20 protein-coding genes, 2 tRNA genes and 1 pseudogene are annotated in these 26,073 nt (G+C 75.0%); 7 read left to right on the top strand and 16 right to left on the bottom strand.

The features are described 5' to 3' along the window. Positions 1-30 precede the first annotated feature (30 nt). The gene (locus ACQ614_RS13125) at positions 31-3,249 is read right to left on the bottom strand and encodes a S41 family peptidase (RefSeq protein WP_431678718.1); all 3,219 of its coding nucleotides are present in this window, start codon (positions 3,247-3,249) and stop codon (positions 31-33) included. A gap of 335 nt (positions 3,250-3,584) precedes the next feature. Here ACQ614_RS13125 and ACQ614_RS13120 point away from each other — a divergent pair, with 335 nt between their 5' ends. Then, complete coding sequence (locus ACQ614_RS13120) at positions 3,585-5,147, top strand: chitinase (RefSeq protein WP_431683908.1); 1,563 nt, start codon at positions 3,585-3,587, stop codon at positions 5,145-5,147. A gap of 114 nt (positions 5,148-5,261) precedes the next feature. Continuing rightward, complete coding sequence (locus tag ACQ614_RS13115; protein ID WP_431678717.1) at positions 5,262-6,215, top strand: N-acetylglucosamine kinase; 954 nt, start codon at positions 5,262-5,264, stop codon at positions 6,213-6,215. A 63-nt stretch (positions 6,216-6,278) separates the two neighbouring features. On the opposite strand, the gene ACQ614_RS13110 is transcribed toward ACQ614_RS13115, so the two are convergent. The 3 genes from ACQ614_RS13110 to ACQ614_RS13100 form a co-directional block, all read right to left on the bottom strand. Beyond that, a tRNA-Lys gene (locus ACQ614_RS13110) sits at positions 6,279-6,352 on the bottom strand. Between the two features lie 63 nt (positions 6,353-6,415). Then, positions 6,416-6,988, bottom strand: coding sequence for a YdeI/OmpD-associated family protein (locus ACQ614_RS13105; protein ID WP_431678716.1), 573 nt, complete (start codon positions 6,986-6,988; stop codon positions 6,416-6,418). Between the two features lie 40 nt (positions 6,989-7,028). Then, entirely contained in the window at positions 7,029-7,874 is an 846-nt protein-coding gene (locus ACQ614_RS13100; protein ID WP_431678714.1) for an alcohol dehydrogenase catalytic domain-containing protein, read from the bottom strand. A 124-nt stretch (positions 7,875-7,998) separates the two neighbouring features. On the opposite strand from ACQ614_RS13100, the gene ACQ614_RS13095 reads away from it, so the two are divergent. Then, positions 7,999-9,579, top strand: coding sequence for a Na+/H+ antiporter (locus ACQ614_RS13095; protein WP_431678712.1), 1,581 nt, complete (start codon positions 7,999-8,001; stop codon positions 9,577-9,579). 139 nt (positions 9,580-9,718) lie between these two features. Beyond that, the gene (pgi, locus tag ACQ614_RS13090) at positions 9,719-11,380 is read left to right on the top strand and encodes a glucose-6-phosphate isomerase (RefSeq protein ID WP_431678711.1); all 1,662 of its coding nucleotides are present in this window, start codon (positions 9,719-9,721) and stop codon (positions 11,378-11,380) included. An 83-nt stretch (positions 11,381-11,463) separates the two neighbouring features. Here pgi and ACQ614_RS13085 read toward each other — a convergent pair whose 3' ends face one another. The 7 genes and pseudogenes from ACQ614_RS13085 to ACQ614_RS13055 form a co-directional block, all read right to left on the bottom strand. After that, positions 11,464-11,805: a hypothetical protein gene (locus ACQ614_RS13085; protein ID WP_431678709.1), complete on the bottom strand. Its 342-nt coding sequence runs from the start codon at positions 11,803-11,805 to the stop codon at positions 11,464-11,466. A gap of 80 nt (positions 11,806-11,885) precedes the next feature. Further along, positions 11,886-11,959, bottom strand: a tRNA-Lys gene (locus tag ACQ614_RS13080). A gap of 67 nt (positions 11,960-12,026) precedes the next feature. Further along, positions 12,027-12,656, bottom strand: a pseudogene (locus ACQ614_RS13075) (bifunctional DNA primase/polymerase); the annotation flags it as partial. Positions 12,657-12,763: 107 nt separating this feature from the next. Then, positions 12,764-13,162, bottom strand: coding sequence for a hypothetical protein (locus ACQ614_RS13070; protein ID WP_431678708.1), 399 nt, complete (start codon positions 13,160-13,162; stop codon positions 12,764-12,766). 183 nt (positions 13,163-13,345) lie between these two features. After that, positions 13,346-14,698, bottom strand: a complete 1,353-nt coding sequence (locus ACQ614_RS13065; protein ID WP_431678707.1) for an AAA family ATPase — start codon at positions 14,696-14,698, stop codon at positions 13,346-13,348. A gap of 8 nt (positions 14,699-14,706) precedes the next feature. Next, complete coding sequence (locus ACQ614_RS13060) at positions 14,707-16,290, bottom strand: hypothetical protein (RefSeq protein ID WP_431678705.1); 1,584 nt, start codon at positions 16,288-16,290, stop codon at positions 14,707-14,709. A gap of 40 nt (positions 16,291-16,330) precedes the next feature. Continuing rightward, positions 16,331-17,539, bottom strand: a complete 1,209-nt coding sequence (locus ACQ614_RS13055; RefSeq protein WP_431678704.1) for a hypothetical protein — start codon at positions 17,537-17,539, stop codon at positions 16,331-16,333. A gap of 440 nt (positions 17,540-17,979) precedes the next feature. Here ACQ614_RS13055 and ACQ614_RS13050 point away from each other — a divergent pair, with 440 nt between their 5' ends. Next, positions 17,980-18,618: a histidine phosphatase family protein gene (locus ACQ614_RS13050; RefSeq protein ID WP_431678702.1), complete on the top strand. Its 639-nt coding sequence runs from the start codon at positions 17,980-17,982 to the stop codon at positions 18,616-18,618. A gap of 44 nt (positions 18,619-18,662) precedes the next feature. Here ACQ614_RS13050 and ACQ614_RS13045 read toward each other — a convergent pair whose 3' ends face one another. Next, the gene (locus ACQ614_RS13045; RefSeq protein WP_431678701.1) at positions 18,663-20,051 is read right to left on the bottom strand and encodes a tetratricopeptide repeat protein; all 1,389 of its coding nucleotides are present in this window, start codon (positions 20,049-20,051) and stop codon (positions 18,663-18,665) included. A 319-nt stretch (positions 20,052-20,370) separates the two neighbouring features. On the opposite strand from ACQ614_RS13045, the gene ACQ614_RS13040 reads away from it, so the two are divergent. Then, complete coding sequence (locus ACQ614_RS13040; RefSeq protein ID WP_431678700.1) at positions 20,371-20,874, top strand: hypothetical protein; 504 nt, start codon at positions 20,371-20,373, stop codon at positions 20,872-20,874. 41 nt (positions 20,875-20,915) lie between these two features. Next, complete coding sequence (locus ACQ614_RS13035; protein ID WP_431678699.1) at positions 20,916-21,827, top strand: spermidine synthase; 912 nt, start codon at positions 20,916-20,918, stop codon at positions 21,825-21,827. A gap of 61 nt (positions 21,828-21,888) precedes the next feature. Here the strand turns inward: ACQ614_RS13035 and ACQ614_RS13030 are convergent, their stop codons facing one another. Genes ACQ614_RS13030 through ACQ614_RS13015 form a run of 4 tightly spaced genes read right to left on the bottom strand, consistent with a single transcriptional unit; the run spans position 21,889 to position 26,071 of the window. After that, positions 21,889-22,620, bottom strand: a complete 732-nt coding sequence (locus ACQ614_RS13030) for a hypothetical protein (protein ID WP_431678698.1) — start codon at positions 22,618-22,620, stop codon at positions 21,889-21,891. A gap of 57 nt (positions 22,621-22,677) precedes the next feature. Next, a complete protein-coding gene (locus tag ACQ614_RS13025; protein ID WP_431678697.1) occupies positions 22,678-24,138 on the bottom strand; it encodes a GH1 family beta-glucosidase in 1,461 nt (486 codons plus the stop codon). 46 nt (positions 24,139-24,184) lie between these two features. Next, positions 24,185-25,063 (bottom strand): carbohydrate ABC transporter permease, encoded by an 879-nt coding sequence (locus tag ACQ614_RS13020; RefSeq protein WP_431678696.1) that lies wholly within the window; start codon positions 25,061-25,063, stop codon positions 24,185-24,187. 3 nt (positions 25,064-25,066) lie between these two features. Next, positions 25,067-26,071, bottom strand: a complete 1,005-nt coding sequence (locus ACQ614_RS13015; RefSeq protein ID WP_363487446.1) for a carbohydrate ABC transporter permease — start codon at positions 26,069-26,071, stop codon at positions 25,067-25,069. Positions 26,072-26,073 lie beyond the last annotated feature (2 nt).

The following is a 26,073-nucleotide window of genomic DNA, read 5'->3' as shown; positions in this document are numbered from 1 at the left end:
CCGGCTTGTGTCCGCCGGGAATCGCCGCGATCAGGACCGCGGCGGCAGCGGGGGCCTCCGCAGGTCGGGGCGGGGCGTGTCGGTGGGCGGCGGTGCGGCCGCCGGTGCCTCCGCGAGGGCCTCCATGGCGAGCTCCACCGCGGCCGCCAGGTCGGTGTGCTCGCCCCGGGCCCAGCTGTGCGGGGTGCGCAGCACCTCGACGTCCGGGGCGACGCCGTGGTTCTCCACCGACCAGCCGATTCCCCCGGTGAACCAGGAGGCGTTCTTGGGCACCGAGATCTGCGTGCCGTCGCCGAGCACGTGCCGGCCGGTCATCCCGACCACACCGCCCCAGGTGCGGGTGCCGACCACCGGGCCGAGCCCGAGCAGCTTGATGGCGGCGATGATCACGTCGCCGTCCGAGCTGGTGGCGTGGTCGGCGAGGGCGACCACCGGGCCGCGCGGCGCGTCCCTCGGCCAGCGCACCGGGTGCCGCCCGCGGGTGAAGTCCCAGGCGAGGACTCGTCGGCCGAGCTTCTCCAGGACCAGCTCGGAGACGTTCCCGCCGGCGTTGCCGCGGACGTCCAGGATCAGCGCGGGCTTGGCCAGCTCGCTGCGCAGGTCCCGGTTGAACTGGGCCCAGCCGGAGCCGCCGAGGTCCGGGATGTGCAGGTAGCCGCACCGGCCGTCGCTGAACTCGCGCACCAGTTTGCGGCGCTTGACCACCCAGTCCTGGTAGCGGATCGGCCGTTCGTCGGTGAGCGGGGTGACGGCGATCCGGCGCACCCGGCCGGAGTCCTTGCAGCGCAGCGTGAGCTCCACGGTGGTGCCGCCGGTGCCGGCCAGCAGCGGCGCCGGCCCGCGGACCGGGTCGGGCGGGCGGCCGTCCACGGCGATCAGCTCGTCGCCGTCCTGGATGCCGAAGCCGGCGAGCGGCGCCCGGGCCCTGGGATCGGAGGACTCGCCGGGCAGGATGCGGTCGACCAGCCAGCGTCCTTCCGGGTCGCGGTGCGCGTTGGCGCCGAGCAGGCCGAGCGGCTGCTGGAGCAGCTGAGGGCCCTCGCCGCGGCGCGAGGGCGTGACGTAGGCGTGCGAGGTGCCGAGTTCGCCGAGCAGTTCGCGCAGCAGGTCGGCGAAGTCGTCGGGGCCGGCGATCCGGTCCAGCAGCGGCTCGTACTGGGCGACCAGTTCGGGCCAGTCCAGGCCGCACATGTCCTCGTCCCAGAACTGGTCGCGGACGATCCGGGCGGCCTCGTGGAAGGCCTGCCGCCATTCGGCCGCCGGGTGCACGGTGTGGGTGATCCGCCGCAGGTCGACGGTGATCGGGGTGCCGGCGGGCAGCGGGTGGAGCTTGAGCACGCCCGCGGAGAAGACCAGGACGGAGCCGCCGTCGCCGGAGACCGAGAAGCCGTCCAGCTGGTCGGCGACGGTGGAGCGGGTGCCGTGGGCGAGGTCGAAGTACTCCAGACTGGGCTTGCCGGAGGTGTCGGTGGGGCTGGCGAAGGTCTGGCCGAGGGCGCCGGAGATCGGCCAGCGCAGCCAGAGCACCCCGCCGCGCACCGGGGCGGTCGCCGAGTACTTGGACGCGGTGACCGGGAAGGGCACCAGCCGCTTGGTGAGGCCCTCGGGGTCGACGGTGACCGTGCCGTCCCCGGTGGCCTCCCCCGGGTCGAGCCCGATGGCCGGGCGGCCCTCCGCCGGGGCGGCGAACGGGGACGGCGTCCCCGCGGCCAGCGGGATCAGGTAGGGGCGGCAGCCGAGCGGGAAGGACATGTCGCCGGTGTGCACGTCGTGCACCGGGTCGAAGCCGCGCCAGGACAGGAAGACCAGGAACCGGCCGTCCCGGGTGAAGACGGGGTGCTCGTCCTCGAAGCGGCCGCCGGTGACGTCGGTGATCCGCTCGGTGGCGTCCACCCTGGCCAGCCGGATCGCCCGCAGCGACCGCCCGGCGACCGGCTGCGACCAGGTGAGCCACTGCGAGTCGGGGGAGAAGGCGGGGCTGCTGACCGGCCCGTACTGGGAGGAGGCCACCTCGTGGACCTCGCCGGTCTCGGTGGTGACCAGCAGCAGCCGCCCGTCGGAGGCGGCGACGGCCAGGTGGCGGCCGTCGGGGGCGGCGGAGAGCTCCTGGACCCGCCCGATCATGCCGCCGGCGATCCGGCGGGTGGGGCCGCCGCCGTCGGTGCCGCGGGCGGGCAGCGGGGCGATCTCGACGGCGTCCTCGCCCTCGGCGTCGGTGATCCAGGCGACGTGGCCGCCGTACGCGGGCAGCACCGGCAGGCGGGTGCGCACCCCCGGGGTGTCGACGAGCACCCGGGCCGGGCCGTCGCGGTGGGTCAGCCAGTACAGGCTGCCGCGGATGTTGACCACGCCGGCCCGCCCGGTGGGGTCGCAGACCAGGTCCTTGACGTGCAGCGACGCCGACACGTGGTACGGGCGGCGGCCGGCCCGGGCGCCGCCGAGCGGCACCTCCAGACGGCGCGGGGCCGGGGTGCGCAGGCTGTCCAGCAGCCAGAGGTCGCCGGCGTGCTGGTAGACGATCCGGGTGCCGTCGGAGGCGGCCTCGCGGGCGTAGTAGGAGGCGTGGTCGGTGTGCCGCCGCAGGTCGGAGCCGTCGGGGCGGCAGGAGTAGAGGTTGCCGACGCCCTCGTGGTCGGAGAGGAAGACGATCCGCGGGTGGTCCGGCTCGTCGACCGGCATGGGGGAGGCGAGGTGGCCGGTGTGGCCGGGCAGCAGCTCGCCGTGGTCGAGCCAGAGCCGGCCGGTGGCTCCGCCGCGGTAGCGCTTCCAGGTGGCCGGGCCGTGCGGGGCGGCCGAGGTGAGCAGCACGGTGTGCTCCAGGCCGACCTGGGCGTCGTTGACCGGGCCCCAGGGCATCCGGCGGCCGGGGGCGCCGTCCGGCGGCAGCGCGTACGCCCAGGTGTAGTGCGCGAACGGCTCGTGGTACGAGGTCACGGCGAGCACCTGGCCGTTGGGGAGCCAGCCGCGGACCCGGGTGTCGTGGCTGCCCCAGTAGGTGAGCCGGACGGCCTCGCCGCCCGCCACCGGGGCGGTCCACACCTCGGGGGTGAGCGCCTGCCAACTGGTCCAGGCGACGGTGGTGCCGTCGGGGGAGATCCGCGGGTGGCTCACCCGCACGCGGTCGCAGCTCACCCGCCAGGCGCGTCCGGTGCTGCCGTCCGGGTGCAGCGGGGCCACCCACACGTCGTCCTCCGCGGTGAAGGTGAGCAGGCCGCCGCGGACGTGGGGGTACCTGAGATATCCGGACACTTCTCCATGGTTCGGCGGTCGCGGGGGGCTCGCAACCCGCCGCCCTACTCCGCCCTCGCCGACGGGCCCTGACGGTCTGCCGACTCCATTGACAGGCGCACGGGGATTCCGCTTCAGTGGTCTAGTCCAAGTGTGGTCCAGTCCAATGCGGCGCGTCCTGCCGCTGCGGCTGCATGCCCGGCCGGCCCCCACCGGCGCCCGGACACCCCCACGTCTTCCGGCAGGAGCATCCCCACGTGCGCACTTCCCCGAGACCATCCCACGCCGCACCGCCCGGCCGCCGCCTGGTGGCCGCCGCCACCGCCTGGACCGTCGCCGCGGCCGGCGCCGTCGCCCTGACCTTCGGCCTCGCCAACTCCGCCAGCGCCGGCGAGTTCCTCGCCAACGGCGGTTTCGAGAGCGGGTCGCTGGCCCCCTGGAGCTGCACCGGCGGCACCGGCAGCGTCGTCAGCGGCCAGGCCCGCACCGGCAGTTGGGCCCTCGCCGGGGCAGCGTCGGCGAGCGACAACGCCCAGTGCACGCAGACCGTCGCGGTCGCCCCCAACACCACCTACACGCTCAGCGCCTGGGTGAAGGGCGCCTACGTCTACCTGGGCGTCAACGGCGGAGCCTCGACCTGGACGCCGAGCACCGGCGGCGCCTACCAGAAGCTCTCGGTCAGCTTCACCACCGGCGCGAGCCAGACCAGCGCCACCGTCTTCACCCACGGCTGGTACGGCCAGGGCACCTACTGGGCGGACGACATCTCGCTGGACGGCCCGGGCGCCCCCACCCAGCCGCCGACCTCGCAGCCCCCGACGTCCCAGCCGCCCACGTCGCAGCCCCCGACGTCCCAGCCGCCCACCTCGCAGCCCCCGACCACCCAGCCGCCCGGCGGCGGGCTGCCCGCGCACGCCCTGGTCGGTTACCTGCACGCCAGCTTCGCCAACGGCGCCGGGTACACCCGGATGGCGGACGTCCCGGCCTCCTGGGACGTCATCAACCTGTCCTTCGGCGAGCCCACCTCGGTGACCTCCGGCGACATCCGGTTCAACCGCTGCCCGGCCACCGAGTGCCCGACCGTCGAGTCCGACGCCGACTTCAAGGCGGCCATCGCCGCCAAGCGGGCCCAGGGCAAGAAGGTGCTGATCTCGATCGGCGGCCAGAACGGCCAGGTCCAGCTCACCACCACCGCCGCCCGCGACGCCTTCGTCTCCTCGGTCTCCGCGATCATCGACAAGTGGGGCCTGGACGGCCTCGACATCGACTTCGAGGGCCACTCGCTCTCCCTCAACACCGGCGACACCGACTTCAAGAACCCCACCAGCCCGGTGGTGGTCAACCTGATCTCGGCGCTGAAGACGCTCAAGGCCAAGTACGGCGCCGGCTTCGTGCTGACCATGGCCCCGGAGACGTTCTTCGTCCAACTCGGCTACCAGTACTACGGTTCCGGCCCCTGGGGCGGCCAGGACCCGCGGGCCGGCGCCTACCTGCCGGTCATCTACGCCATGCGGAACGACCTGACCCTGCTGCACGTCCAGGACTACAACTCGGGCTCCATCATGGGCCTGGACAACCAGTACCACTCGATGGGCGGGGCGGACTTCCACGTCGCCATGACCGACATGCTGCTCAAGGGCTTCCCGGTGGCCGGCAACACGGCGAACATGTTCCCGCCGCTGGCCGCCTCCCAGGTCGCCATCGGCATGCCCGCCACCACCAACGCCGGCAACGGCTACGTGGCCCCGGCCGAGGTCAACAAGGCGCTGGACTGCCTGACCAGGGCGGCCAACTGCGGCAGCTACGTCCCGCGCAGCGGGGCGCAGCCGAACCTGCGCGGCCTGATGACCTGGTCGATCAACTGGGACCGCTTCGGCGGGCAGGAGTTCTCCAAGAACTTCGACGCCTACTTCGGCTGACCCGCCCCGCCGGGCCCGGGGCGGTGCCTCCGCCCCGGGCCCGGCGGTCGTTGACGCCCCCGGGCCCGCACCCGACACTGGGGTCACCCCCGTCTCCCCGACCAGGAGGCCGCCATGACCGGCCCGCTCGTCCTCGGCCTCGACGCCGGCGGCACCGGCAGCCGGGCGGTCGTCGCGGATCTGCACGGCCGGGTGCTCGGCACCGCCCGCGGCGAGGGGGCCAACCCGGTGGCGCACGGCGGGGCCGCCGCCGCCCGGGCGGTCGGCGACACCCTGCGGGCCGCCCTCGACGGCCTGGACCCGGGCGCGGTCGCGGCCGGCGTGGTCGGCCTGGCCGGCGCCCTGGTCGCCGAACCCGAACTGGCCGGGCTCTGGCCCGCCCTCGGACTCTCCGTCACCCCGCGCACCACCAGTGACCTCGCCCTCGCCTACACCGCGGGCACCGGCCGCCCGGACGGCTCCGTGCTGATCGGCGGCACCGGCGCGGTCGCCGCCGAGGTGCGCGGCCATGTGCCCGTCCGGCTCGCCGACGGGCACGGCTGGCTGCTCGGCGACCTCGGCTCGGGCCAGTGGCTCGGCCGTGAGGCCGTCCGGCTCGCACTGGCCGCGGTCGACGCCCGCCGGACGCCCACCGGCACCGCGGCGGCCGTCGCGGAGGCGCTGTGCGGGCGCTCCGGCGGGGACGGGCTGCGGGCCGCACTGCTCGGCGCCGTGTACGCCGAGGCGCCCGTCCGGCTGGCCCGGCTCGCCCCGCTGGTGCTGGACGCGGCCGCCGCCGGGGAGCCCGCCGCACAGGCGCTCGTCCGGGAGGCCGCCGGGCTGCTGCTCGGCACGCTCGGCACCGTCCGCCCGGCAGGTTCCGCACTGCCGGTGGTGCTGGCCGGTGGGGTGCTCTCGGCCGGCTCGCCGCTCGCCGCGGCGGTACGGGACGGGGTGACCGAACGGTGGCCCGCCGCCGAGATCCTCCCGGCCGGCAGTACGGCCGGGGCGGCCGCCTGGCTGGCGGCCCGCACGCTCACCGGGTCGGCCGCCGCCGAAGAACTGCACCGGGCCCTGGTCGCTGCGTAGGGCCCGGGCGGCCCCGGGAACGTCGAAGGCCCCCCGCTTCCGCGAGGGGCCTTCGACCGCCTGTGCGCCGCCAGGGACTCGAACCCCGGACCCGCTGATTAAGAGTCAGCTGCTCTAACCAACTGAGCTAGCGGCGCCTGCTGACGTGGACAACCATACACGCTCCCGCAGGTCGGACGCACATCCGTATCCGCCGCTGCTCAGTGGGGCTTCTCCCCGGCGGCCAGCATGGCCACGAACTGCTCGATCCGCCGCGCGCGGGTCTCCGGGCGCTTGGCCTCCTGCACCCGGTGGAGGATCGCGTACCGGTTGGCGCCGTTCAGGGCGGCGAAGTTCTCCGCCGCCACGGGCACGGCGGCCAGGGCCGCGGCCAGGTCCTCCGGCACGGTGGCCGTCCGCGGGCTGTCGTACGCGGCCTCCCAGCGGCCGTCCGCCTTGGCGCGGTCGATCTCGGCCTGCCCGGCGGGGCGCATCCGGCCCTGGGCGGCGAGGGCCTCGGCCTTCTCCCGGTTGATCTTCGACCAGCGGCTGCGGGCCGTCCGCGGGCAGAACCGCTGCAGCCAGTGCAGGTCGTCGAAGGACCGCTTCTGCGCGTCGATCCACCCGAAGCAGAGCGCCGCGTCGAGGGCCTGCGGGTAGTCGAGGGCGGTGACCCCCGGGGCCTTCTTGCGCAGCTTCAGCCAGATGCCGGGGGAGGAGCCGTGGTGCTCGGCGAGCCAGGTCTCGAACTCCTCCGCCGAGTCGAAGGCAAGGGTGTCCAGGGTGTCGGCCATGGCCGCAGTGAACCACAGGGCACCGACAGCTGGCGCCGGGTCAGGCCCAGGGCTCCACCACGACGAGCCGTCCCGGCCCCGGCCCGGGCACGGCGGCCCGCTCCAGCGGCAGCACCTCGTCCGGGGCGAGCCGGAACGCCCCGGCCTGCCACAGCTCGACCAGCCCGGCGATCTCCGCGGACTCCGCCTCCCCGTGGGTGCGGCCGCCCGCCGCCGGACCGAGGCCGGCGACCCGCTCCGGGCCGCCCGCCAGCTCAGCCCAGACCGGGGCGGCGGCGTGCCCGGCGGCGTCCAGCACCGCGTCCACACCCTGCGGCGCGGCATCCGTCACCCGTTCGGCGAGCTGTGCCCCGTACCCGACGGGCACCGCGCCGAGGCCGCGCAGCAGGGCGTGGTCCCGTTCGGCGGCCACCGCCACCACCGCGGCCCCCCGCCACCGGGCCAGTGCGACGGCCGCCCGCCCGGCCGGCCCCGCGGCGCCGTGCACCAGCAGCGTGCTGCCGCGCCGCACCCGCAGGCCGTCCAGGACCGCCTGCACACCGGCCGCCGTGAGCGGCAGCAGCGCCGCCTCGGCCCACGGCAGCTCCGGGGGCCTGGCCGCCACCCGGTCGGCGTCCGCCGCCGCGTACTCGGCACAGGCACCGGACGGGCAGTGCCCGAGCACCTCGTCGCCGACCTCCAGGCCGTACGAGCCGGGGCCGAGCTGCACCACCACGCCCGCGAACTCCTCGCCCGGGATGCCGGCCCGCGCCGCGCCGCCGCGCGGCAGGTGCGCCGCCGCCACCCGCACCAGGACCTGCCCGGGCCCGGCCCGCGGCACCACCGCCTCGACAACCTGCAGGGCGCCGGGCGGCCCCTCCGGCCCCGGGTGCGCCAGAGCCCGCACCGGCCACCTCCGCTCCCGTCCGGCGCCCGGCGAGCCGCACCGGGCGGGCGCTTTGTCACATTTATGCTGATCCGCGGGATCGGGGACCGCACGTCGCGCAACAACTCCCGGGAGAGTCGATTCGGTGGCCCAGCTGTCGCTGCTGTTCCTGGTGCTGCTCGCCTCGGTGGTCACCATGCCGCTGGCGCGCCGCATCCACGTGCCGCAGCCGGTGCTGATGACCCTGCTCGGCCTGGTGATGGCCCTCGTCCCGCTGATCCCCAACGTGACGCTCGACCCGGACCTCATCCTGCCGCTGGTGCTGCCGCCGCTGATCTTCGCGGTGGCCCGCCGTTCCTCGGTGCGCTACTTCCGCGCCAACCTGCTGCCGATCCTGCTGCTGGCGGTGGCCCTGGTGGTGATCACCACCACGGCCGTCGCCGCGGTGTTCCAGTGGCAGGTGCCCGGCCTGCCGCTGGCCGCGGCCGTGGCCCTCGGGGCGCTGGTCTCGCCGCCCGACCCGGTGGCGGCCGTCGCGGTGGCCGGCTCGGTCGGCCTGCCGCGCCGCCTGGTCGCCGTGCTGGAGGGCGAGGGCCTGTTCAACGACGTCACCGCGATCGTCATCTACTCGCTCGCCATCGAGGCCGTCGTCAGCGGCGACTTCTCGGTGGGCGGCGCCGCGCTGCGCCTGGTGCTGTCCGCGGTGGTCGCGGTGGTCCTCGGCATCGCCCTCGGCTGGCTGAACGCCTGGCTGGCCGGCCGCCTGGACGATCCCACCCAGCAGGTCGCGCTCAACCTGCTCGTCCCGTTCGCCGCCTACACCCTCGCCGAGGAGGCGCACGGCTCCGGCGTGCTCGCGGTCGTGGTCTGCGCGCTCTACCTCGCGGACCGGGCCGCCGACGCCGACGACGTCTCCTTCCGGCTGGTCGGCAACGCCTTCTGGGAGATCGTCGAGATCCTGATCACCGGCGTGGCGTTCGCCCTGATCGGCCTGGAGCTGAGCACCGTCCTCGCCGACGTCCGCTCCAGCTGGCAGGGGATGCTCGGCGACACCGCATGGGTGATCGCCACCGTGGTGCTCGTCCGGCTGCTGTGGCTGCTGCCGGCCGCCTGGATCTCCAAGGTCGTCACCCACGGCGAGGAGGACACGCCGATCAGCTGGCGGGAGACGGTCGTCCTGTGGTGGTCCGGGATGCGCGGGGTCGCCACCGTGGCCCTCGCCCTCGCCGTGCCGCTCGCCGTGCACGGCGGGCACCCCTTCCCGGCCCGCAGCGAGATCGTCTTCGTCGCCTTCTGCGTGGTGCTGTTCACCCTGCTGGTGCAGGGCCTCAGCCTCCCGTGGGTGGTGCGGATGCTCGGCCTGCGGGACCACCCCGACGCGCGCGACGAGGCGCTGCGGGTCCTGCGCGGGCGCGCCGCCAAGGCCGGCCTGCACCGGCTCGACGAACTGGAGGAGGAGCGCCGGCTGCCCGCCGAACTGGTCGACCGGCTCCGCGAGCGCCAGCACGACCGCCTCGCCCGGCTCTTCCCCGAGCGGTACGAGGAGGAGGAGGCCGCCGAGGCCAAGCGCCGGCTCGGCATGTGGCGGCAGGCGGCCGCGGTCGAGGAGGAGATGATCGCCGCCTCCCGGCGCGAGGTGCTGACGGCCCGTGGGGAGCCCGGCGCCGACCCGGAACTCGCCGACCGGGTGCTGCGCGACCTCGACCTCCGCTCGGCGCGCAAGTGAGCGCCCCGCCCGGGGATAGGCTGGCCCGCGGGCAAGGCCGTCGACGGAGCCGGCACGACGCACCACCCTGCCGGACCTCGCGCACACCCTCTCGCCGGGCCCTGCCGGTACTGCAATCCGGATACTCAAGGAGCAACCGATGTCGGAGAACCGCACCGGCGGTCGCATCCCGCTGGACCGCACGCCCCAGTGGGCCGCGCTGGCCAAGCACCGCGCGGAGCTGGGCGAGCAGCACCTGCGCGGACTGTTCGAGGCCGACCCCGAGCGCGGAAGCCGCTACACCCTGGCCGTCGGCGACCTGCACGTGGACTACTCCAAGCAGCTGGTGACGGACGAGACCCTCGCCCTGCTGCGCGACCTCGCCGAGGCCACCGGTGTCGCCGGGCTGCGCGACGCCATGTTCCGCGGCGAGAAGATCAACAACACCGAGCACCGCGCCGTCCTGCACACCGCCCTGCGCGCGCCGCGCGGCGCCGTGGTCGAGGTGGACGGCGAGAACGTCGTGCCCGCCGTCCACGCGGTGCTCGACAAGATGGCCGCCTTCGCCGACCGCGTCCGCAGCGGCGAGTGGACGGGCCACACCGGCAAGCGCATCCGCACCGTCGTCAACATCGGCATCGGCGGCTCCGACCTCGGCCCCGCCATGGCCTACGAGGTGCTGCGCTCCTACACCGACCGCGGCATCGACGTCCGCTTCGTCTCCAACGTGGACGGTGCCGACCTGAACGAGGCGCTGGTCGGCCTGGACGCCGCCGAGACGCTGTTCATCGTCGCGTCGAAGACCTTCACCACCATCGAGACCGTCACCAACGCCGTCTCCGCCAAGAACTGGCTGCTCACCGAGCTGCGCGCGGACACCGACGCGGTGGCCAGGCACTTCGTGGCGCTCTCCACCAACGCCGAGGGCGTGGCCGACTTCGGCATCGACACCGCCAACATGTTCGAGTTCTGGGACTGGGTGGGCGGCCGCTACTCGTACGACTCCGCCATCGGCCTCTCGCTGATGATCGCCATCGGCCCGAAGCAGTTCCGCGAGATGCTCGACGGCTTCCACCTGGTCGACGAGCACTTCCGCACCGCCCCGCCGGAGCAGAACGTGCCGCTGCTGCTCGGCCTGCTCGGCGTCTGGTACAACAACTTCTTCGACGCCCAGTCGCACGCGGTGCTGCCGTACTCGCACTACCTGTCCAAGTTCACCGCCTACCTGCAGCAGCTGGACATGGAGTCCAACGGCAAGTCGGTGGACCGTGAGGGCAACCCGGTGACCTGGCAGACCGGCCCGGTCGTCTGGGGCACCCCCGGCACCAACGGCCAGCACGCCTACTACCAGCTGCTCCACCAGGGCACCAAGGTGATCCCGGCCGACTTCATCGGCTTCGCCAAGCCGGTGGAGAGCCTGCTGCCAGGGCTGGTCGCCCAGCACGACCTGCTGATGGCCAACTTCTTCGCCCAGACCCAGGCGCTGGCCTTCGGCAAGACGCCGGAGGAGGTCGCCGCCGAGGGCGTGCCCGCCGACCTCGTCCCGCACAAGACCTTCCGCGGCAACCACCCCACCACCACCGTGCTGGCCGCCGAGCTCACCCCGTCGGTGCTCGGCCAGCTGGTCGCCCTCTACGAGCACAAGGTGTTCGTCCAGGGCGCGATCTGGAACATCGACTCCTTCGACCAGTGGGGCGTGGAGCTCGGCAAGGTGCTCGCCAAGCGGATCGAGCCGGTGCTGCTGACCGGCGAGGGCGCGGAGCGCCTGGACAGCTCCACGGCGGCCCTGGTCGCCCGCTACCGCGAGCTGCGCGGCCGCTGACGGACCGTCCGGCGGGGCCGTCCCGGCTCGGGGCGGTCCCGCCGGCACGTCCGGGCGTGCCCGCAGCAGCCGTTGACGCCGGATCAGCGTCCGGCGGTCCAGCAGTTCGGGCACCCGCCGGGCTGCTCCGGCGGGCAGCAGGCCGCCTTCGAGGAGAGTGCGGACGGGGCGGCCGACGGCGGCGCCGAGACCGTGCTCGAACCGGGCGGCACCGGGGTGCGGCGCAGCTCCGAGGAGCGGGGGAGGGCCGCCAGCAGCACGATCAGCGCGGCGCCGCCCAGCACGGCCAGGGAGATCAGCAGCCGGTGGCGCCAGACGGCGATCCGGTGCGCGCGCAGCGCGGACGCCTCCAGGCCGGCGAGCTCGGCGCGGAGCCACTCCTCCCAGCCCGGCGGCGTACTGCGCGCGGGATCGTCGGGCGCCATGACCGGCAAAGGTAGCAGCCGCGGGCGCTCCGGGAAACGCCGCAGGCCCTCCGCTTTCGCGAAGGGCCTGCAACCGTCTGTGCGCCGCCAGGGACTCGAACCCCGGACCCGCTGATTAAGAGTCAGCTGCTCTAACCAACTGAGCTAGCGGCGCCTGCTGACGTGGAAAACTCTAGCAGCGGCCGCGGGCGGAACCAAAATCGGATTCCCGCAGGCAGTGCTCAGGCGCCCGGGGCGGGCGACAGCGCCTCGTCCGGCTCCTCCACCGCCCCCGGACGGCCGGCCGCGGCGGGCTCGGCCGACGTGCGGGGCTCGCTGCGGGCCGCCCGTACGCACGCCCACAGCACCACGGCGGCACCGGGCAGCCACGGCTCCCGGGAGTCCGGCGCGACGATCCAGCGGCCGCCGCCCAGGCCCGGAGAGTCGGGGGCGTCCACCATGCGCTGCACCGGGGGGACGGTCACCGCGTCGCCCTGGCCGTGGCAGAGCAGCGGCGGGACGTCGCGGGCCCACTCCTCCCAGGCCAGCAGGGTGCGCAGCCGCGGCGCCGCGCCCGGCTGCACGAACAGCAGCGTGCGGCCGCGGAAGGCGGCGACCGGCCCGCATCCCGGCCCGGAGGACCACAGCTCGTCCAGCACCCGGCGGCCGAACAGCGACGGCATGCTGATCACGTCGAAGGCGCGGCCGCACGGCAGCACGGTGGAGGCCCAGGGGCGCGACTCCCACAGGGCGCGCATGGAGCGCGGGTACTCGCTGGCCGAGGCCAGCCAGGCCTCGCCGGCGACGGTGACGTACTCCACGGATTGATACGTCCAGATGTCCACCCCAGCAGCGTGGACCGCGCCGGCGCGCGGACGGACGGAAAATCCGGTTTGCCGGACACCGTGGCGGGCCGGGGCGTACCCTTACCGGCCGCATATGCCAGAGGCCCGGTGCGGTGCGGCCGCCGGCCCGTGGATCAGTGCTCCGCGCTGCGCTGCTTCTGCAGACTGCGGCCGTACTCGACCATCCGCACCGCGTAGTCGGGCGTCCAGTCCGCCCGGGCGGCGATCTCGGCCGGGGTCAGCGCGTCGAAGCGCCGGGTGTCGGCGAGCTGCGCCGCGGCGATCGCCTGGAAGTCCGTGGCACGCTCCGCAGCGGCCCGGAACGCCAGCGTCAACTCGGTCGACCGGCGCAGCAGTTCGGCCGGGTCCTCGATGGACTCCAGGTCGAAGAAGCGCTCCGGCTCCGGCTCGGAGGCCTGCGGCTCGAAGAGCAGCTGGGCCGGGCGCAGCCGGCGCGGAGGGGTGCCCGGGCCCGTGGCGGCCGGTGCGGGGGTACCGCTCTGGTCGGACGCCTCTGTGTGGGGATCGGGCATGGACGGACACCTCCGGAAGGCTGGCTGCGGGAACTGGCCGTCGTCCATTGTCGCGCGCGGGCGGCCGGTAGCGGAACGGTGCACACCAGGTCGCTATTCCCTGCCGGGGCGCACCTGTCACCTGTGGTGCGCCCCCGTACCGATCCGTCTGCGCTGAGACCGGCCCCCATGTACCGGCCGGTCTCAGCCCAGCGGCACCCGGTGCGCGGACAGGTGCGCCAGCACCGCGTGGTTGGCCTCCCAGCCGTCCGGGAACTTCACCGCCACGCCCAACTGCACCGGCTCCGTCGACGGGTGCTCGTCCAGCAGTTCGGCGATCCCGGCCCGCGCCACCACGATGCAGGCGTGCCGATGCCGGGAGGCCAGCACGCACAGCCGGCCGGTCTCCAGGTGGAAGGCGGTCGCGTCGGGCCGCCCCGACAGCGGGTGCAGCACCACGGTGACGTCGTACTCGCGGCCCTGCAGCCGGTTCGCGGTGTCCACCGTGACGGCCGGGCCCTCGGCGGCGTCCACCGGCACACCGAGCGCGACCAGCGCCTGGCGCACCGCCGCGGCCTGGTCCCGGTGGGCGGTGCCCACGGCGATCCGCCCCGGCTCGACCGGCGCCGAGCCCTGCTCGGAGTGCGCGGTCAGCCCGCGGTCCAGCAGTCGCCGGACCACCGCGGCGACCGCCGCGACCGCCTGCGGGTCCGTCCGCACGGTGTGCCGGGCGGGCAGCTCCAGCAGCGCCCAGCCGCTCTCCACCGCCTCGTCGATCGCCGCGTCCACCGGCGTGCCGTCCGCCCGGACGGCCGCCTCCAGCCGCCGCTCTCCAGGCCCGGTGCCCGCCCGGAACGGCGTGTAGGGGTAGAACGCCGAGGAGATCAGCGGCGCCGCCGACGCCGGCAGTCGCCAGGACACCGGCAGCCGGTGCGGCCGGATCGCCGGGTTGTGCGCCAGCAGCGTCACCACCGCACTGCTCGACGGGTCGTACGACAGGCCCGCCCACTGGTCGGTGCCGACCACGGTGAACGGGTCCAGCTGGCCCGGGTCGCCGACGAACAGCGCCCGCTCGAACAGCCGGGCCACCGCCAGCAGCGCGTCCGAACGCATCTGGTACGCCTCGTCCACGATCGCGTGCCGCCACGGCGCCTCGGTGCGCACCCACTGCCACTTCGCCGCGGTGGAGACCACCACGTCGTGCTCCAGCAGGTCGGCGACCTTCTCGGAGGCCGTCACCCCGGCGTGCCGCAGCGCCTCCGGCGCCGGCCGGGAGTCGCCCGCGTGCAGACGCCCGATGGTGAGGTCGGGGCCCTTGGTGGCCAGCCTGTCCACCAGGTCGTCGACCTGGCTGTTGGTCTGCGCGACGATCATCAGCCGCTCGCCGGACGCGACCAGCTCCCGGGCCGCCCGCACCACCAAAGTCGACTTGCCCGCACCCGGCGGCGAATCCACCACCACCCCGCGCGGAGCACCCGGCACGGGCCGCACCGCGGCCTCCAGGATCGCGGCCACGGCGGCGTCGGCGGCAGCGCCCGGCGCCTGATCGGCAGTCATACCGACGGTCATTCCCACTCTTCCGCAACGTTCGCCGACATCGGGGCGGCACCCGGGGGCCCGCCGTGCGTCCACGGGGTGTCCTCCGGCTCCGGCAGCGGCGCCGACTGGCGCGCCGTCAGCTCGAAGAGCGTGAACACCACCTGCTCGCCGACCTCCGGCAGACTGCCAGGCTCCGGCTCCTTGCGGCGGCCCATCCCGGACACCACCCGCACCGTCACCGTGCCCTCCGCCGCGTCCGCACCGGCGATCACCCCGCGCTGCGGCGTCGCCGCACCCGCCCGGTGCACCTCCCGGCCCGCGTCGGCGTGCGGCCTGTCCTGCGTGCGCACCACCAGCAGCGGCCGCGGCTTGGCCGACCGCCCGGAGGTGTCGTACTCCGGCACCACCGCCACCACCTCGCCGGCGAACGCCTCGCCGGCCAGCCGGTGCTCGGCCATCGCCAGCGGATCGTCCAGCGCCTCCTGCACCTCCAGCCGGACCTGCTCGCGCTCGCGCTGCGCCAGCTTGCGCGCCGCCGTCACCGCATCGTCCTGTTTGGGCTGCGGCGGCTCGCCCGCCGCCAGCCTGTCCCGGTGCCCGGTGTACGACCAGCGGTCGCCCTCCCAGCGCTCGGTGACGTGCGCGCCCTCCGGCAGCGCCCGCAGCAGGTCCAGCCCGAACCAGACGTCCGCCCAGGTCGGCAGCAGCACCTGCTCCAGCACCCCGTGCAGCTGCTCCGCGGCCTGCTTGACCAGCAGCTCCGCACGGGCCGCCTCGCCCGGCCCCGCCGACCGGGCGGCGGCCAGCGCCGCATCGTGCCGGGCGATCGCCGGGGCCAGCACCAGCTCGTCGAACTTCGGATCGGTGGCCGGGCCGGCCGGCGGGCACACCAACTGCCCGTGCGCGTCCCGCTCGCTCTCGGCCCGCTCGGCGGCCTCGGCGCCGGTCAGCCCGGCCGGCGGACGGTGCCAGGCCAGCAGGGCGGCCAGGTGCTGGTCCTCGAGGTGGCTCTGCCCGGTCGCCCAGTGCCGCGCCAGCAGCGAGGTCATCGGCAGCAGCAGGCTGGAACCGGGCACCTGCGCCCGGTCGGTGAGGTGCGTCAGCCAGCGGCCCAGCAGCGGCACCTGGGTCGGCGCCGGGTAGGGACCCGGGTCCGCGTCCTCCGCGGTGCGCCGGAACCGCGTGGAGCGGCCGATCAGCGCCAGGTGCTGCACGGAACCGCCGTTCGGCACGACCAGCTGCGGTGCGTCGGCGCACAGCTCCCGGAAGACCTGGGTCTTCTCACCGGTCTCGGCGTCCTTCTCGGTGCCCTCGATCTGCTCCACGTCGTCGGCGAAGGACTCGAGGTAGGGCAGCAGGTCCGCGCCGAAGCGGGCCAGGAAGTCGAAGCGCTGGTCGCGGTTGAGCGGCTGCGGCACGATGTGCAGCCGCGGCGCCTCCCGGTCGGTGCCCAGCATCACCGCCAGCGGCGCACCGGCCTCGCCCGCCGCAGCCAACGGCACGACCACCATCGGGCGCTCCGAGAGGTGCCGGTGGCGCACCGTCGCCAGCGGCTCGGCCCGCCCGCTGCGCACCGACTCCAGCCGGGCCAGGGTGGAGAGCAGGCTCACCGGGCCCACCGCCGGCCCGGCACCGCACGCACGGCCCGCATCAGACGGCCCTCCCCAGAGCCTCCGCGCGCAGCGCCGCGGCGTACCGCAGCCGGGCCGCGGCCTCGTCGGCCTCCGCACGCTCGCCGTCGTCCGCGGAGGCCGCGGCGACCGCCGCCTCCGCCGCGGCCAGCGCCGCGGAGACCGTGCGGATCGAGCCGAGCTCGCCGCGGACACCGCGGCCGAGCTGCTCGACCGCGTCCGAGCAGCGGGCCTGGGAACGGCAGTGGAAGCCCAGCTCGCAGGTGGAGAGGCAGTCCGGGCTGTAGGCGGCGGGGACGGAGCCGACCGCGGCGGCCAGCTCCTCGGCGGGGCGGGTCGGTGCGCCGCCCTCGTCCGGCACCAGGTCGAAACTGGTGCCCTCGGGCAGCGCGTCCAGCAGCTGTCCGATGCCGGTCATCCGGGACAGCTGGCGGCGGGTCGTGGCGAGCTCGCGGCGGACGTCCACCGCGGCCGCCGTCGGCCGGTTGGAGAAGTCCTTCGGGCAGACCAGCAGCACGGTGGTGATCGGGCTGCCCGGCAGCTCCTGCACTCCGTACGGGCCGGGCTCGATCGGCACCCCGGCCAGCGCGGCGGCCGTCTCCTGCAGTGCCAGCACGTACACCGCCGCCTGGCGGGCGGCCGCGCCGACCTTCGCCGGGTCCGCGGAGCCGTCCAGCACCGGGAACGACTTGATCTCCACCACGGTGCAGCGGCCGCCGTGCACCAGCACCGCGTCCGGCTCCAGGTGGGCCGGGCTGCCGGCCACGGTCAGCCGCAGCATCGGGTGGTCCAGCAGCGTCCACCGCTCGGGGTCGGCCGCCGCCTCGGCGAGCGCCTCCCTGGTGCGCTCGGCCCGCACCGCGGGCGAGGACCGCCGCATCAGGTCGGGGACGGCCAGCTGCGTGCCGCTCTCCTCGGGCAGGCCGAGGTGGCGGCGCAGCGGCTCCAGCAGGGCGGCGTAGCCGTCGTCCTTCAGCCGGGCCTCGAAGACGTTGCCGCGGGCGAGCGCGAACGGGGACTGGCCGAACGGGGCCGGGCGCCCCAACTGCCGGGCGATCGCGGCCTTGTCGACGCCGGCGGCGTCCAGCAGCGAGCGGCGGCGGCAGCCGGGATTGGCGGCGAGCGCGGCGAGGGCACGGGCGTCGAGACTGCGCTGCGGCGCCCGGCCGCGCAGCTCGGAGAGCCGCTGCGCGAGCGGCTCTGACTGCCCCAGGTGCGAGACGTTCATGGTGCGCCACAGTGTCGCATCCGCCACTGACAATCGGGGCCGGGACCTCCGGATCGGCCTGCCCCGGGCCGCACCCGCCCCACACCGAAGGGCCCGCCGGTGCCGAAAGGGTGGGCCCCTCCTGCCCGTCGGCGGGCAAGGAGGGCGAGCGAGGGAGCGAAGTCCCGCCGGTACCGAAAGCGACGAGCGCGAGGGCGACACCCGCCCCGAGCCGAAGGGCCCGCCGGTGCCGAAAGCGAGGAGCGAGGGAGCGCAGCGACGGAGCGACGACCGTCGGCGCCGGGTCAGGAGGGCCCGGAGGCGAGCGGGCGACAGAACAGCGGCGAGCGGGCGACAACACAGCCCCCACCGGCGCGCCGCCGCCGGGTGGGGGATCATGGTGACCCGGCCCTCAATGGCGAGCCAGGCCGCCGCGAAACCAGCTCCGAGGAGTCCCACCCATGCCCGCCCGCATCGTGCTCGTCCGCCACGGCGAGACCGCCTGGTCGGCGACCGGCCAGCACACCGGCCGCACCGACGTGCCGCTCACCGAGGAGGGCCGGGCGATGGCCCGCGCCCTCGGCGCCCGGCTCGCCCGCGCCCCCTGGAACGGCCTGCCCGACGCCGTCGTCTACACCAGCCCGCTCTCCCGCGCCCGCGACACCTGCGAGCTGGCCGGCTTCGGCGACCGCGCCGTCGACCGCCCCGAACTCATGGAATGGGACTACGGGCAGTACGAGGGCCGTACCGGCCCCGACATCCGCGCCACCGACCAGCCCGGCTGGCTGATCTGGCGCGACGGCGTGCCCGGCGGCGAGAAGCTCTCCGAGGTCGCCGCCCGGGTCGACGCCTTTCTCGACGAGCTCAGGGGCACCCACGGCGTCCCGCACCCCGAGACCACCACCATGCACGCCGCCGACTGCGACGTGGTGCTCTTCGCCCACGGCCACCTGCTGCGCATCCTCGCCGCCCGCTGGCTCGGCCTGCCCCCCGAGTACGCCCAGCGCCTCAAGCTCGGCACGGCCGCGCTCTGCCTGCTGTCCTGGGAGTACGGCCTGCCCGCCGTGGAGATCTGGAACGACCACAGCCACCTGGACTGACCGGCCCGCCCCGACGGTCCGCCGGGCCCCGCCCGGACGGACCGTCAGGCGGCCTTCACCGCGCCGTCGTACGCGGCCAGGAACTCCGCCACCTCCGGCACCGCCCCGTGCGCCCGCAGCCGTCCGGCGGTGCCGGCCAGCATCGCCCTGATGCGCGCCGAGCGGACGCCGCCCAGCAGGACCACCGCCGCCGATCCGTGCCCGGCCGCCCCCGCCAGGTCGCCGAGCCCCAGCCGGTCGTGCGCGAGCTCCGCCGTGTACAGCGCCCGGTTCCGCACGAAGTGCGGGTCCTGCAGGGCCATCGCCCGCTCCGCCCGCCGCCCGGCGAGCTCCCACTCGCCCAGCGCCGACCAGCACTGCGCCTCCAGCCCGGCCAGTTCCGCCTCGCCGAAGAACGACATCCACTCCGGATCCGCGTCGGACGGTCCCTGCTCGAACAGCGCCGAGGCCCGGGCCAGCGCCTGCCCGCAGGCCGAACGGTCCCTCAGCACCGCCCAGCCGCCCGCCTCGCGGAGCGCGAGCAGCGCCAGCAGCCGGTCCGAGCCCAGCCCGGCGGCCGCCGACTGCCCGGCCTGCGCCGCCCGCAGCGCCTCGCGCGGCCGGCCGGCGTCCCGGGCGAGGAAGGCGCTGTTGCAGAAGACGTGCGCCTCCAGCGCCGCGTCCCCCGCCATCCGCGCCGTCGCCAGCGCCTCCGAGTAGAAGGACCTGGCGTCGGCCAGCCGGTTGGAGTCGTGCGCCAGCCAGCCGACCGAGATCGCCAGCTCACCGGCCCCGGACTGCAGCCGGCGCTCCGCCTCGGCCGAGTAGCGGCCCTCGTTCAGCAGCACGTACGCGCTGCGCAGCGACTGCCCGGCCCGCTCGAACAGCGCGTCCGCGCCCTGGGCGTCGTCCAGCAGCCGGATGTCCCGGACGGCCTGCTCGACGCCCTCGATCTCGGCCGCGCCCACCCGGCGCGGAGCAGGGACGGCCTGCGCGGGCGGCGCCGCGAAGGCCGGGTCGCTGCCGGCGCCGTCCAGGCCGAGCGCGGCCGCCAGGGCGGTCGGGCCGCCGGTCAGGAACGTACGGCGGTACACGTCGTCGTTCTCCTCGTCACGATCGTGCGGTGCCACCGGCGGGGGCGCGGCCGGCACCGGCGGCTCCGCCGGGCGGCGGCGGACCGCCTGCCGCGGCGCGAAGCCGAGGTCGGCCAGCGAACGGCCCGGCCACATGTGCCGGAACACCCGCTCGTAGGCGTAGTTGGGGCAGCGGATCTCGCCCGACTCCACCCGGCCGACGTAGCGCGCGTCGCAGGACACGTGCTCGCCGATCTCCCGCGCCGCGCGGCGGACCGCCGTGGCGAACTCGCCGGGGGAGAGGTCGCCGCGCAGCTCGCGCATCACGGTGTTGGGGGCGGCCGGCCCGGGCCGGGGCCCGCCGGGACTCGTGGCTGCCATGGCTGGGCTCCGAGAGTCGTGCAGGGTGGCGCCACGGCGAATGCCGCGCCGCCACGGGCCGGTGGGGTGCCCGGGGCGGTGCCGGCACGACAGTACCGGCAGTCACGATCCGACTGCGGCCGGTGAACGGAACCGTACGGGGCAATTACGGACATTACGGCCCGCGGTGCCGGGTTCTGCCATGAAATGCCATGTCTTGCTGTAGACGCGCCCGTGGCCTTGCGGGCCCCGTGTGCGTTGTCCTGTTACGTGGAAGCCCCCGCACCCGTCCCCCACTCGATCGGGCGGCCGGCTTCCGACCTGACGACAGGAGGTCCCCATGGCCACCCGAGCACCGCAGTACCGACGGCCGGCCGCCCTACCGGCCGGCATCGCCCCGGCACTGCTGCCGGAGGGGACGGACGGCGGCGCACGGTCGGCCGGCGGGGGCGGCACCGGCAGCGCCCGGGCCGCGGAGCAGGGTACGGCGGGCACCGCCGGCGGGCCCGCGGCGACCGGCTACGACACCGTCACCGTCGCGGTGCGGCACGGCCTGGAGACCGTCGACATCCTCCGCCTGCGGGGAGCCTGCGGCGCCGTCCTGCAGAGCCGCGGCGGCTCCGCCGTCTCCTTCCTCGTCCCCGCCGGCACCGCCCGCAACTGGCACCTCCCCGGCAGCTCCTGTACGCCCGGCGCCGTCCTGCCGCCGCCCACCGACGCCCGCTGGGTGATGCCCCCGGCCGGCCCCCAGCTGCACGCCCGGCCCACCGACGCCTGGGTGCTCCGCTCCGCCCTCTGCGAAGCCGCCTGCACCCTCACCGCCGGCGGCCTCGGCCCCTTCTGACCCGGGCCGGACGCCTCCGCGGGGTCACCGATAATGAGGGCATGGGACGCAGCAACCGGGCCGGCCGAACGCGGGCAGAGACCTCGCCCGACACCACCGGCGCGGAGGGCCGCAGCCACCGTCAGGGCCCGCTGACCGCCCGGGTCGACTCCGGCACGGCCGAACTGCTCCCGGACCGCGACCGCCCCCGCGCCTGGCAACTGCTGCTGGACGGTGCCCCGCAGTCGATGGTCGACCTCGCCGACCCCACCCACCTCGGCTTCGAGTACCAGCGCAGGATCGGCCACCTGATCGACCTCGCGGCCCCGCCCGGCCGCCCGATCACCGCCCTGCACCTGGGCGGCGGCGCGCTCACCCTGCCCCGGTACGTCGCCGCCACCCGCCCGCGCTCCCGCCAGCAGGTCGCCGAGATCGACACCGCACTCACCGAACTCGTCCGCGCCGAACTCCCGCTGGACCGCGGCTGGCAGATCAGGGTCCGCGGCGCCGACGCCCGCGCCGTCCTGGAACGGGCACCCGAGGGCGCCGCAGACCTGGTGATCGCCGACGTCTTCTCCGGAGCCCGGGTGCCCGCGCACTGCGCCACCGTCGAGTTCGCCACCCTTGCGGCCAGGGCGCTCGCCCCCGGCGGACGGCTGGTGGTCAACATCACCGACGGGTCGTCACTGGCCTTCGCCCGCGCCCAGACCGCGACCCTGCTCGCCGTCTTCCCCGAGGTGTGCCTGGTCGCGGACCCGGCGGTGCTGCGGGGCCGCCGCTTCGGCAACCTGATCCTGGCGGCGGGCACCGCCCCGCTCCCGCTGGAGGAACTCGGCCGCCGGGTGGCCTCCGACGCCGCCCTGGGCCGGGTCGAACACGGCCGCGCCCTGACCGACTTCACCGCCGGCGCAGCCCCGGTCACGGACACCTCCGCCGTCCCGTCCCCGGCCCCGCCCCCGGGCGCCTTCCGCTAGGCGCGTTGCCAGAGGGCGCGGGCACCCGCGTGCCTTGCCGGCACGCCCCGGCAGCGGCGCGTCAGTGCCCGCTCGGGAGGCCGCGGTGCTTGTACATCGCCAGGCCGGTGAGCAGCAGTCCGGCGGCGATCGGGACGAGCACGGCCACCGCGTCGTCGGCCCGGGTGCGGGCGGTCGGTGCGGTGCCGAACGGGTCGGCCGCCGGCGCCGTCCCGTGCTCGGGGGCGGGCCCTCCCGCGGCCGGACCGGGTACCCGGGCAGGTTCCGCGGCGGGCTGGTCGGCCTGGATCGCCGGCACTGCTGCGGCGGAGGGCCGCGGGGCCGGCGCGGGAGCCCCGGCTGCGCCGCTGCCGTCCGTCCCGGGCTCCGCCGCCGCAGCCCCGCCGGGGGCGGCCGGCGGGGGGCCGGAAACACCGCCGCCGTCCTCCCGCGGGTGCGGGGGGACGGCGGGGAGCAGGACCGCGGCGATCGCGAAGGCGTCAGGCACGGTCGCGGCCTGCCCGGGAAGCGGGAGGCCGTCGACCCTGATCCGGTCCCGGAGCACCTCCGCGACCGGCGCGGTCTGCTGGTGGACGACGGGGACGGTGTCCCCGCCGAGTCGGTGGAGAAGGGCCGGGGCGTCGACCTGGTCGGTCAGGCCGGGCCCCGGCCCTTCGGCGGCGCGGGCGTCGCAGATTCCAAGCCCAAACCCCCACAGCTGGGCGAGGATCGCGCTGCCTGCCGCCAGCTTCCCGGCCCGGCGGCGGCCGCCGGCCTGATCGGGCCGCGGCCGTGCCGCGTGAATGGCTCGCACGTGAGAGGAGAACGAGCGAACCGGGCCGCAGTCACGCTCAGTGGTGACGCACCGTCATCACCGCTGCGGGATGTCGTGGTCCAGCCGGCCGGTGCGGATGGCCCGGGAGTACCAGTGGGCGCTGGTCTTGGGCGTGCGGACCAGGGTGTCGTAGTCGACGTGGACGATGCCGAACCGCTTCTCGTAGCCGTACGCCCACTCGAAGTTGTCGAGCAGCGACCACAGGAAGTAGCCGCGGACGTCGGCGCCGGCGGCGATCGCGTCGGAGACTGCGCCCAGGTGGCCCTTCACGTAGGCGGCCCGCTCCGGGTCGTGGACGCTGCCGTCGGGGGAGACGGTGTCCTCGAACGCGGCGCCGTTCTCGGTGACCATCAGCGGCAGGCCGAACTCGCGGTGCAGGGAGACCAGCGAGTCGGACAGCCCGGTCGGGTCGATCGGCCAGTTCATCGCGGTGACCTCGCCGGGGGCGAGGTGGAAGGCGACCTCGTCGGCGCCCGGCCACGGGGAGAACGAGCTGTCGCCGTGCCCGTCGTGGCGGGGCAGGTTCTTGGCGTTCTCCACGGAGGAGACCAGCGTCGGGTTGTAGTAGTTCAGGCCGAGCAGGTCGACGGGCCGGGAGATCTCGTCCAGGTCGCCGGGCTGCACCAGGGCGTCCCAGTCGACCAGGTGGGCGGTGTCGGCGAGGAGGTCCTCGTCGTAGCGGCCCTTGAACATCGGGCCGGTCCAGATCCGGTTGCCGACCGCCTCGATCCGGCGGGCCGCCTCCAGGTCGCCCGGGTGCGTGCTGTACGGCCGCACCGCGTGCAGGTTGAGCGAGACGGCCAGCTGGGCAGAGGCGGGCAGCGCGGCGCGCAGCGCGCCGACGGCCAGGCCGTGGCCCAGGTTGAGGTGGTGGGCGGCGCGCAGCGAGTCGCCCGGATCGGTCCGGCCCGGCGCGTGGACGCCGGAGGCGTAGCCGAGGAAGGCGCTGCACCAGGGCTCGTTGAGCGTGGTCCAGATGCCGACCCGGTCGCCGAGGGCCTCGGCGGCGAGCGAGGCGTACTCGGCGAAGCGGTACGCGGTCTCCCGGTGCGGCCAGCCGCCGGCGTCCTCCAACTCCTGCGGGAGGTCCCAGTGGTAGAGGGTGGCGACCGGGGTGATGCCGTTGGCCAGCAGCTCGTCGGCCAGCGCCCGGTAGAAGTCCAGGCCGCGCTCGACGGCGGGGCCGCGCCCGGTGGGCTGGATGCGGGGCCAGGACAGCGAGAACCGGTAGGCGGTGAGGCCGAGGTCGGCCATCATCCGGACGTCCTCGCGGAACCGGTGGTAGTGGTCGACCGCGATGTCGCCGGTGTCGCCGTTTGCGACCTTGCCGGGGGTGTGGCTGAAGGTGTCCCAGATCGAGGGGGTGCGGCCGTCCTCGGCAGCTGCACCCTCGATCTGGTAGGCGGCGGTGGCCGCACCCCAGGCGAACCCGGGCGGAAAGGCACCGGGTCGGTGCTCGGCCAGATCGGCCGTGGTGTGCGGATCGGTGACGGTCATACGGGAGCGCTCCCATGGGTGGGTGTGGGACAGGACGGTCGACGGGTCAGCTCTTCACCGCGCCGGCCGTGATGCCGCCGACGATGTGCTTGCCCAGGACGGCGAAGATCAGCAGCAGGGGCAGGGTGCCCACGAGCGCGCCGGTCATGATCACCGCCTGGTTGATCTGGTGGTCGCTGCCGCCGCCGATGCCGGACAGCGCGACCTGCACCGTCGGGTTCTGCTGGGTCAGGACGACGAAGGGCCAGAAGAAGTCGTTCCAGGACTGCACGAACACCAGCATGCCCAGAACGGCCATCGCCGGACGCGCGATCGGCAGCACGACATGCCAGATGATGCGCAGGCTGTGCGCGCCGTCCACCCGGGCGGCCTCGATGAGCTCGAGCGGCAGCGCCTCGCTGAGGAACTGGCGCATGAAGAACACGCCGAACGCGGCCACCAGGGAGGGCAGGATCACGGACTGGAGCTGGTTGCCCCACTCCAGGTCGGTGATGATCCGGTAGAGCGGGATCACGCTGAGCTGCGGCGGGATCGTCATGGTGGCGACGACCAGCGTGAGCAGGGCGTTCCGGCCGCGGAACTCCAGCTTGGCGAAGGCGAAGCCCGCGAGGGTGGAGAAGAGCACGGTGCTCAGCGAGACGCAGCCCGCGACGATGGTCGAGTTGAGCAGCGCCTTGCCCATGTCCGCCTGCTCCCAGGCGGTCTGGATGTTCGTCCAGAGCTGGTTGCCGGGCAGGAGCGGCGGCGGCGACAGCGCGACCCGGTCACCCGTGTGGCTGGCCGCGACGAAGGTCCAGTACAGCGGGAAGAGCGAGAGCACCGCGGCGATGCCGAGGACGACGTAGACGACCGGGCCGGCCTTGTCCTGGTCGCCGGCGCCGGGCCGGAACCGCTTGCGCAGCGGTGCGGTGGAGATGACGGCCATGGTTCAGCCTCCCAGCTTGGTGCGGTTGCGGCGGGCGATCAGCATCTGGACCAGGCCGATCAGCAGGAGGATCAGCAGCATCGTCCAGGCGACCGCCGACGCGCGGCCGAGCTGGCGGCTGGGCCAGCCGAGCTCGTACAGGTAGAGGCTCAGCGTCTGGAACTGGTGGGCCGAGCCGCCGCTGACGCCGACGCCGCCGCCGAACAGCATCGGCTCACCGAAGAGCTGGGTGGCGCCGATGGTCGACACGATGATCGTGAAGTAGATGGTGGGCTTGATCGACGGGATCGTGATCCTGGTGAACTGCTGCCAGCGGGTGGCGCCGTCGAGGCTCGCGGCCTCGTAGAGGTCCTTCGGCACGGCCTGCATGGCGGCCAGGTAGATCAGCGCGTTGTAGCCCGTCCAGCGCCAGGTCACGATGGTCGAGACGGCGATCTGCGACGGCCACGTGTCGGCGTACCACTGCGTGTGGTCGATGCCGACCATCCCGAGCAGCCAGTTGATCATGCCGTAGTCGGGGTTGAAGAGCTGGACGAACACCAGCGTCGCCGCGGCGATCGAGGTCGCGTACGGGGCCAGGACCGCGACCCGCAGGAAGCCGCGGCCGCGCATCCGGTAGTTGAGCATGTGCGCCAGGCCCAGGGCCATGAGCAGCTGTGGGACGGTCGAGATCACCCCGATGGTGAAGGTGTTCCGCAGAGCCGTCCAGAACTGCTCGGTCTCCCACAGCCGGGTGTAGTTGTCGAAGCCGCGCCACTCCGTGACGTCCGGGGTGAGCAGGTCCACCTTGTGCAGCGAGAGCCAGCCCGTCCAGATCAGCGGGAACAGACCGAATGCGGCGAAGCAGATGAAGAACGGTGCGATGTACGCGTACGGCGAGGCCTTCAGGTCCAGCCGGTAGAGCTTGGAGCGCCAGGCGGGGCGCCGGGGGGAGGCGGGGGACGGGTGATCGGGTGCCGTGGTCGGCGCCGAGCCGTCCTCGGCCGCGGCTCGGATGGAGGTGGCCACTG

It is taken from the genome of Kitasatospora dryopteridis (assembly GCF_050749075.1).
Taxonomy (GTDB): Bacteria; Actinomycetota; Actinomycetes; order Streptomycetales; family Streptomycetaceae; genus Kitasatospora.
This window is presented reverse-complemented; position numbering and strand designations above follow the sequence as displayed.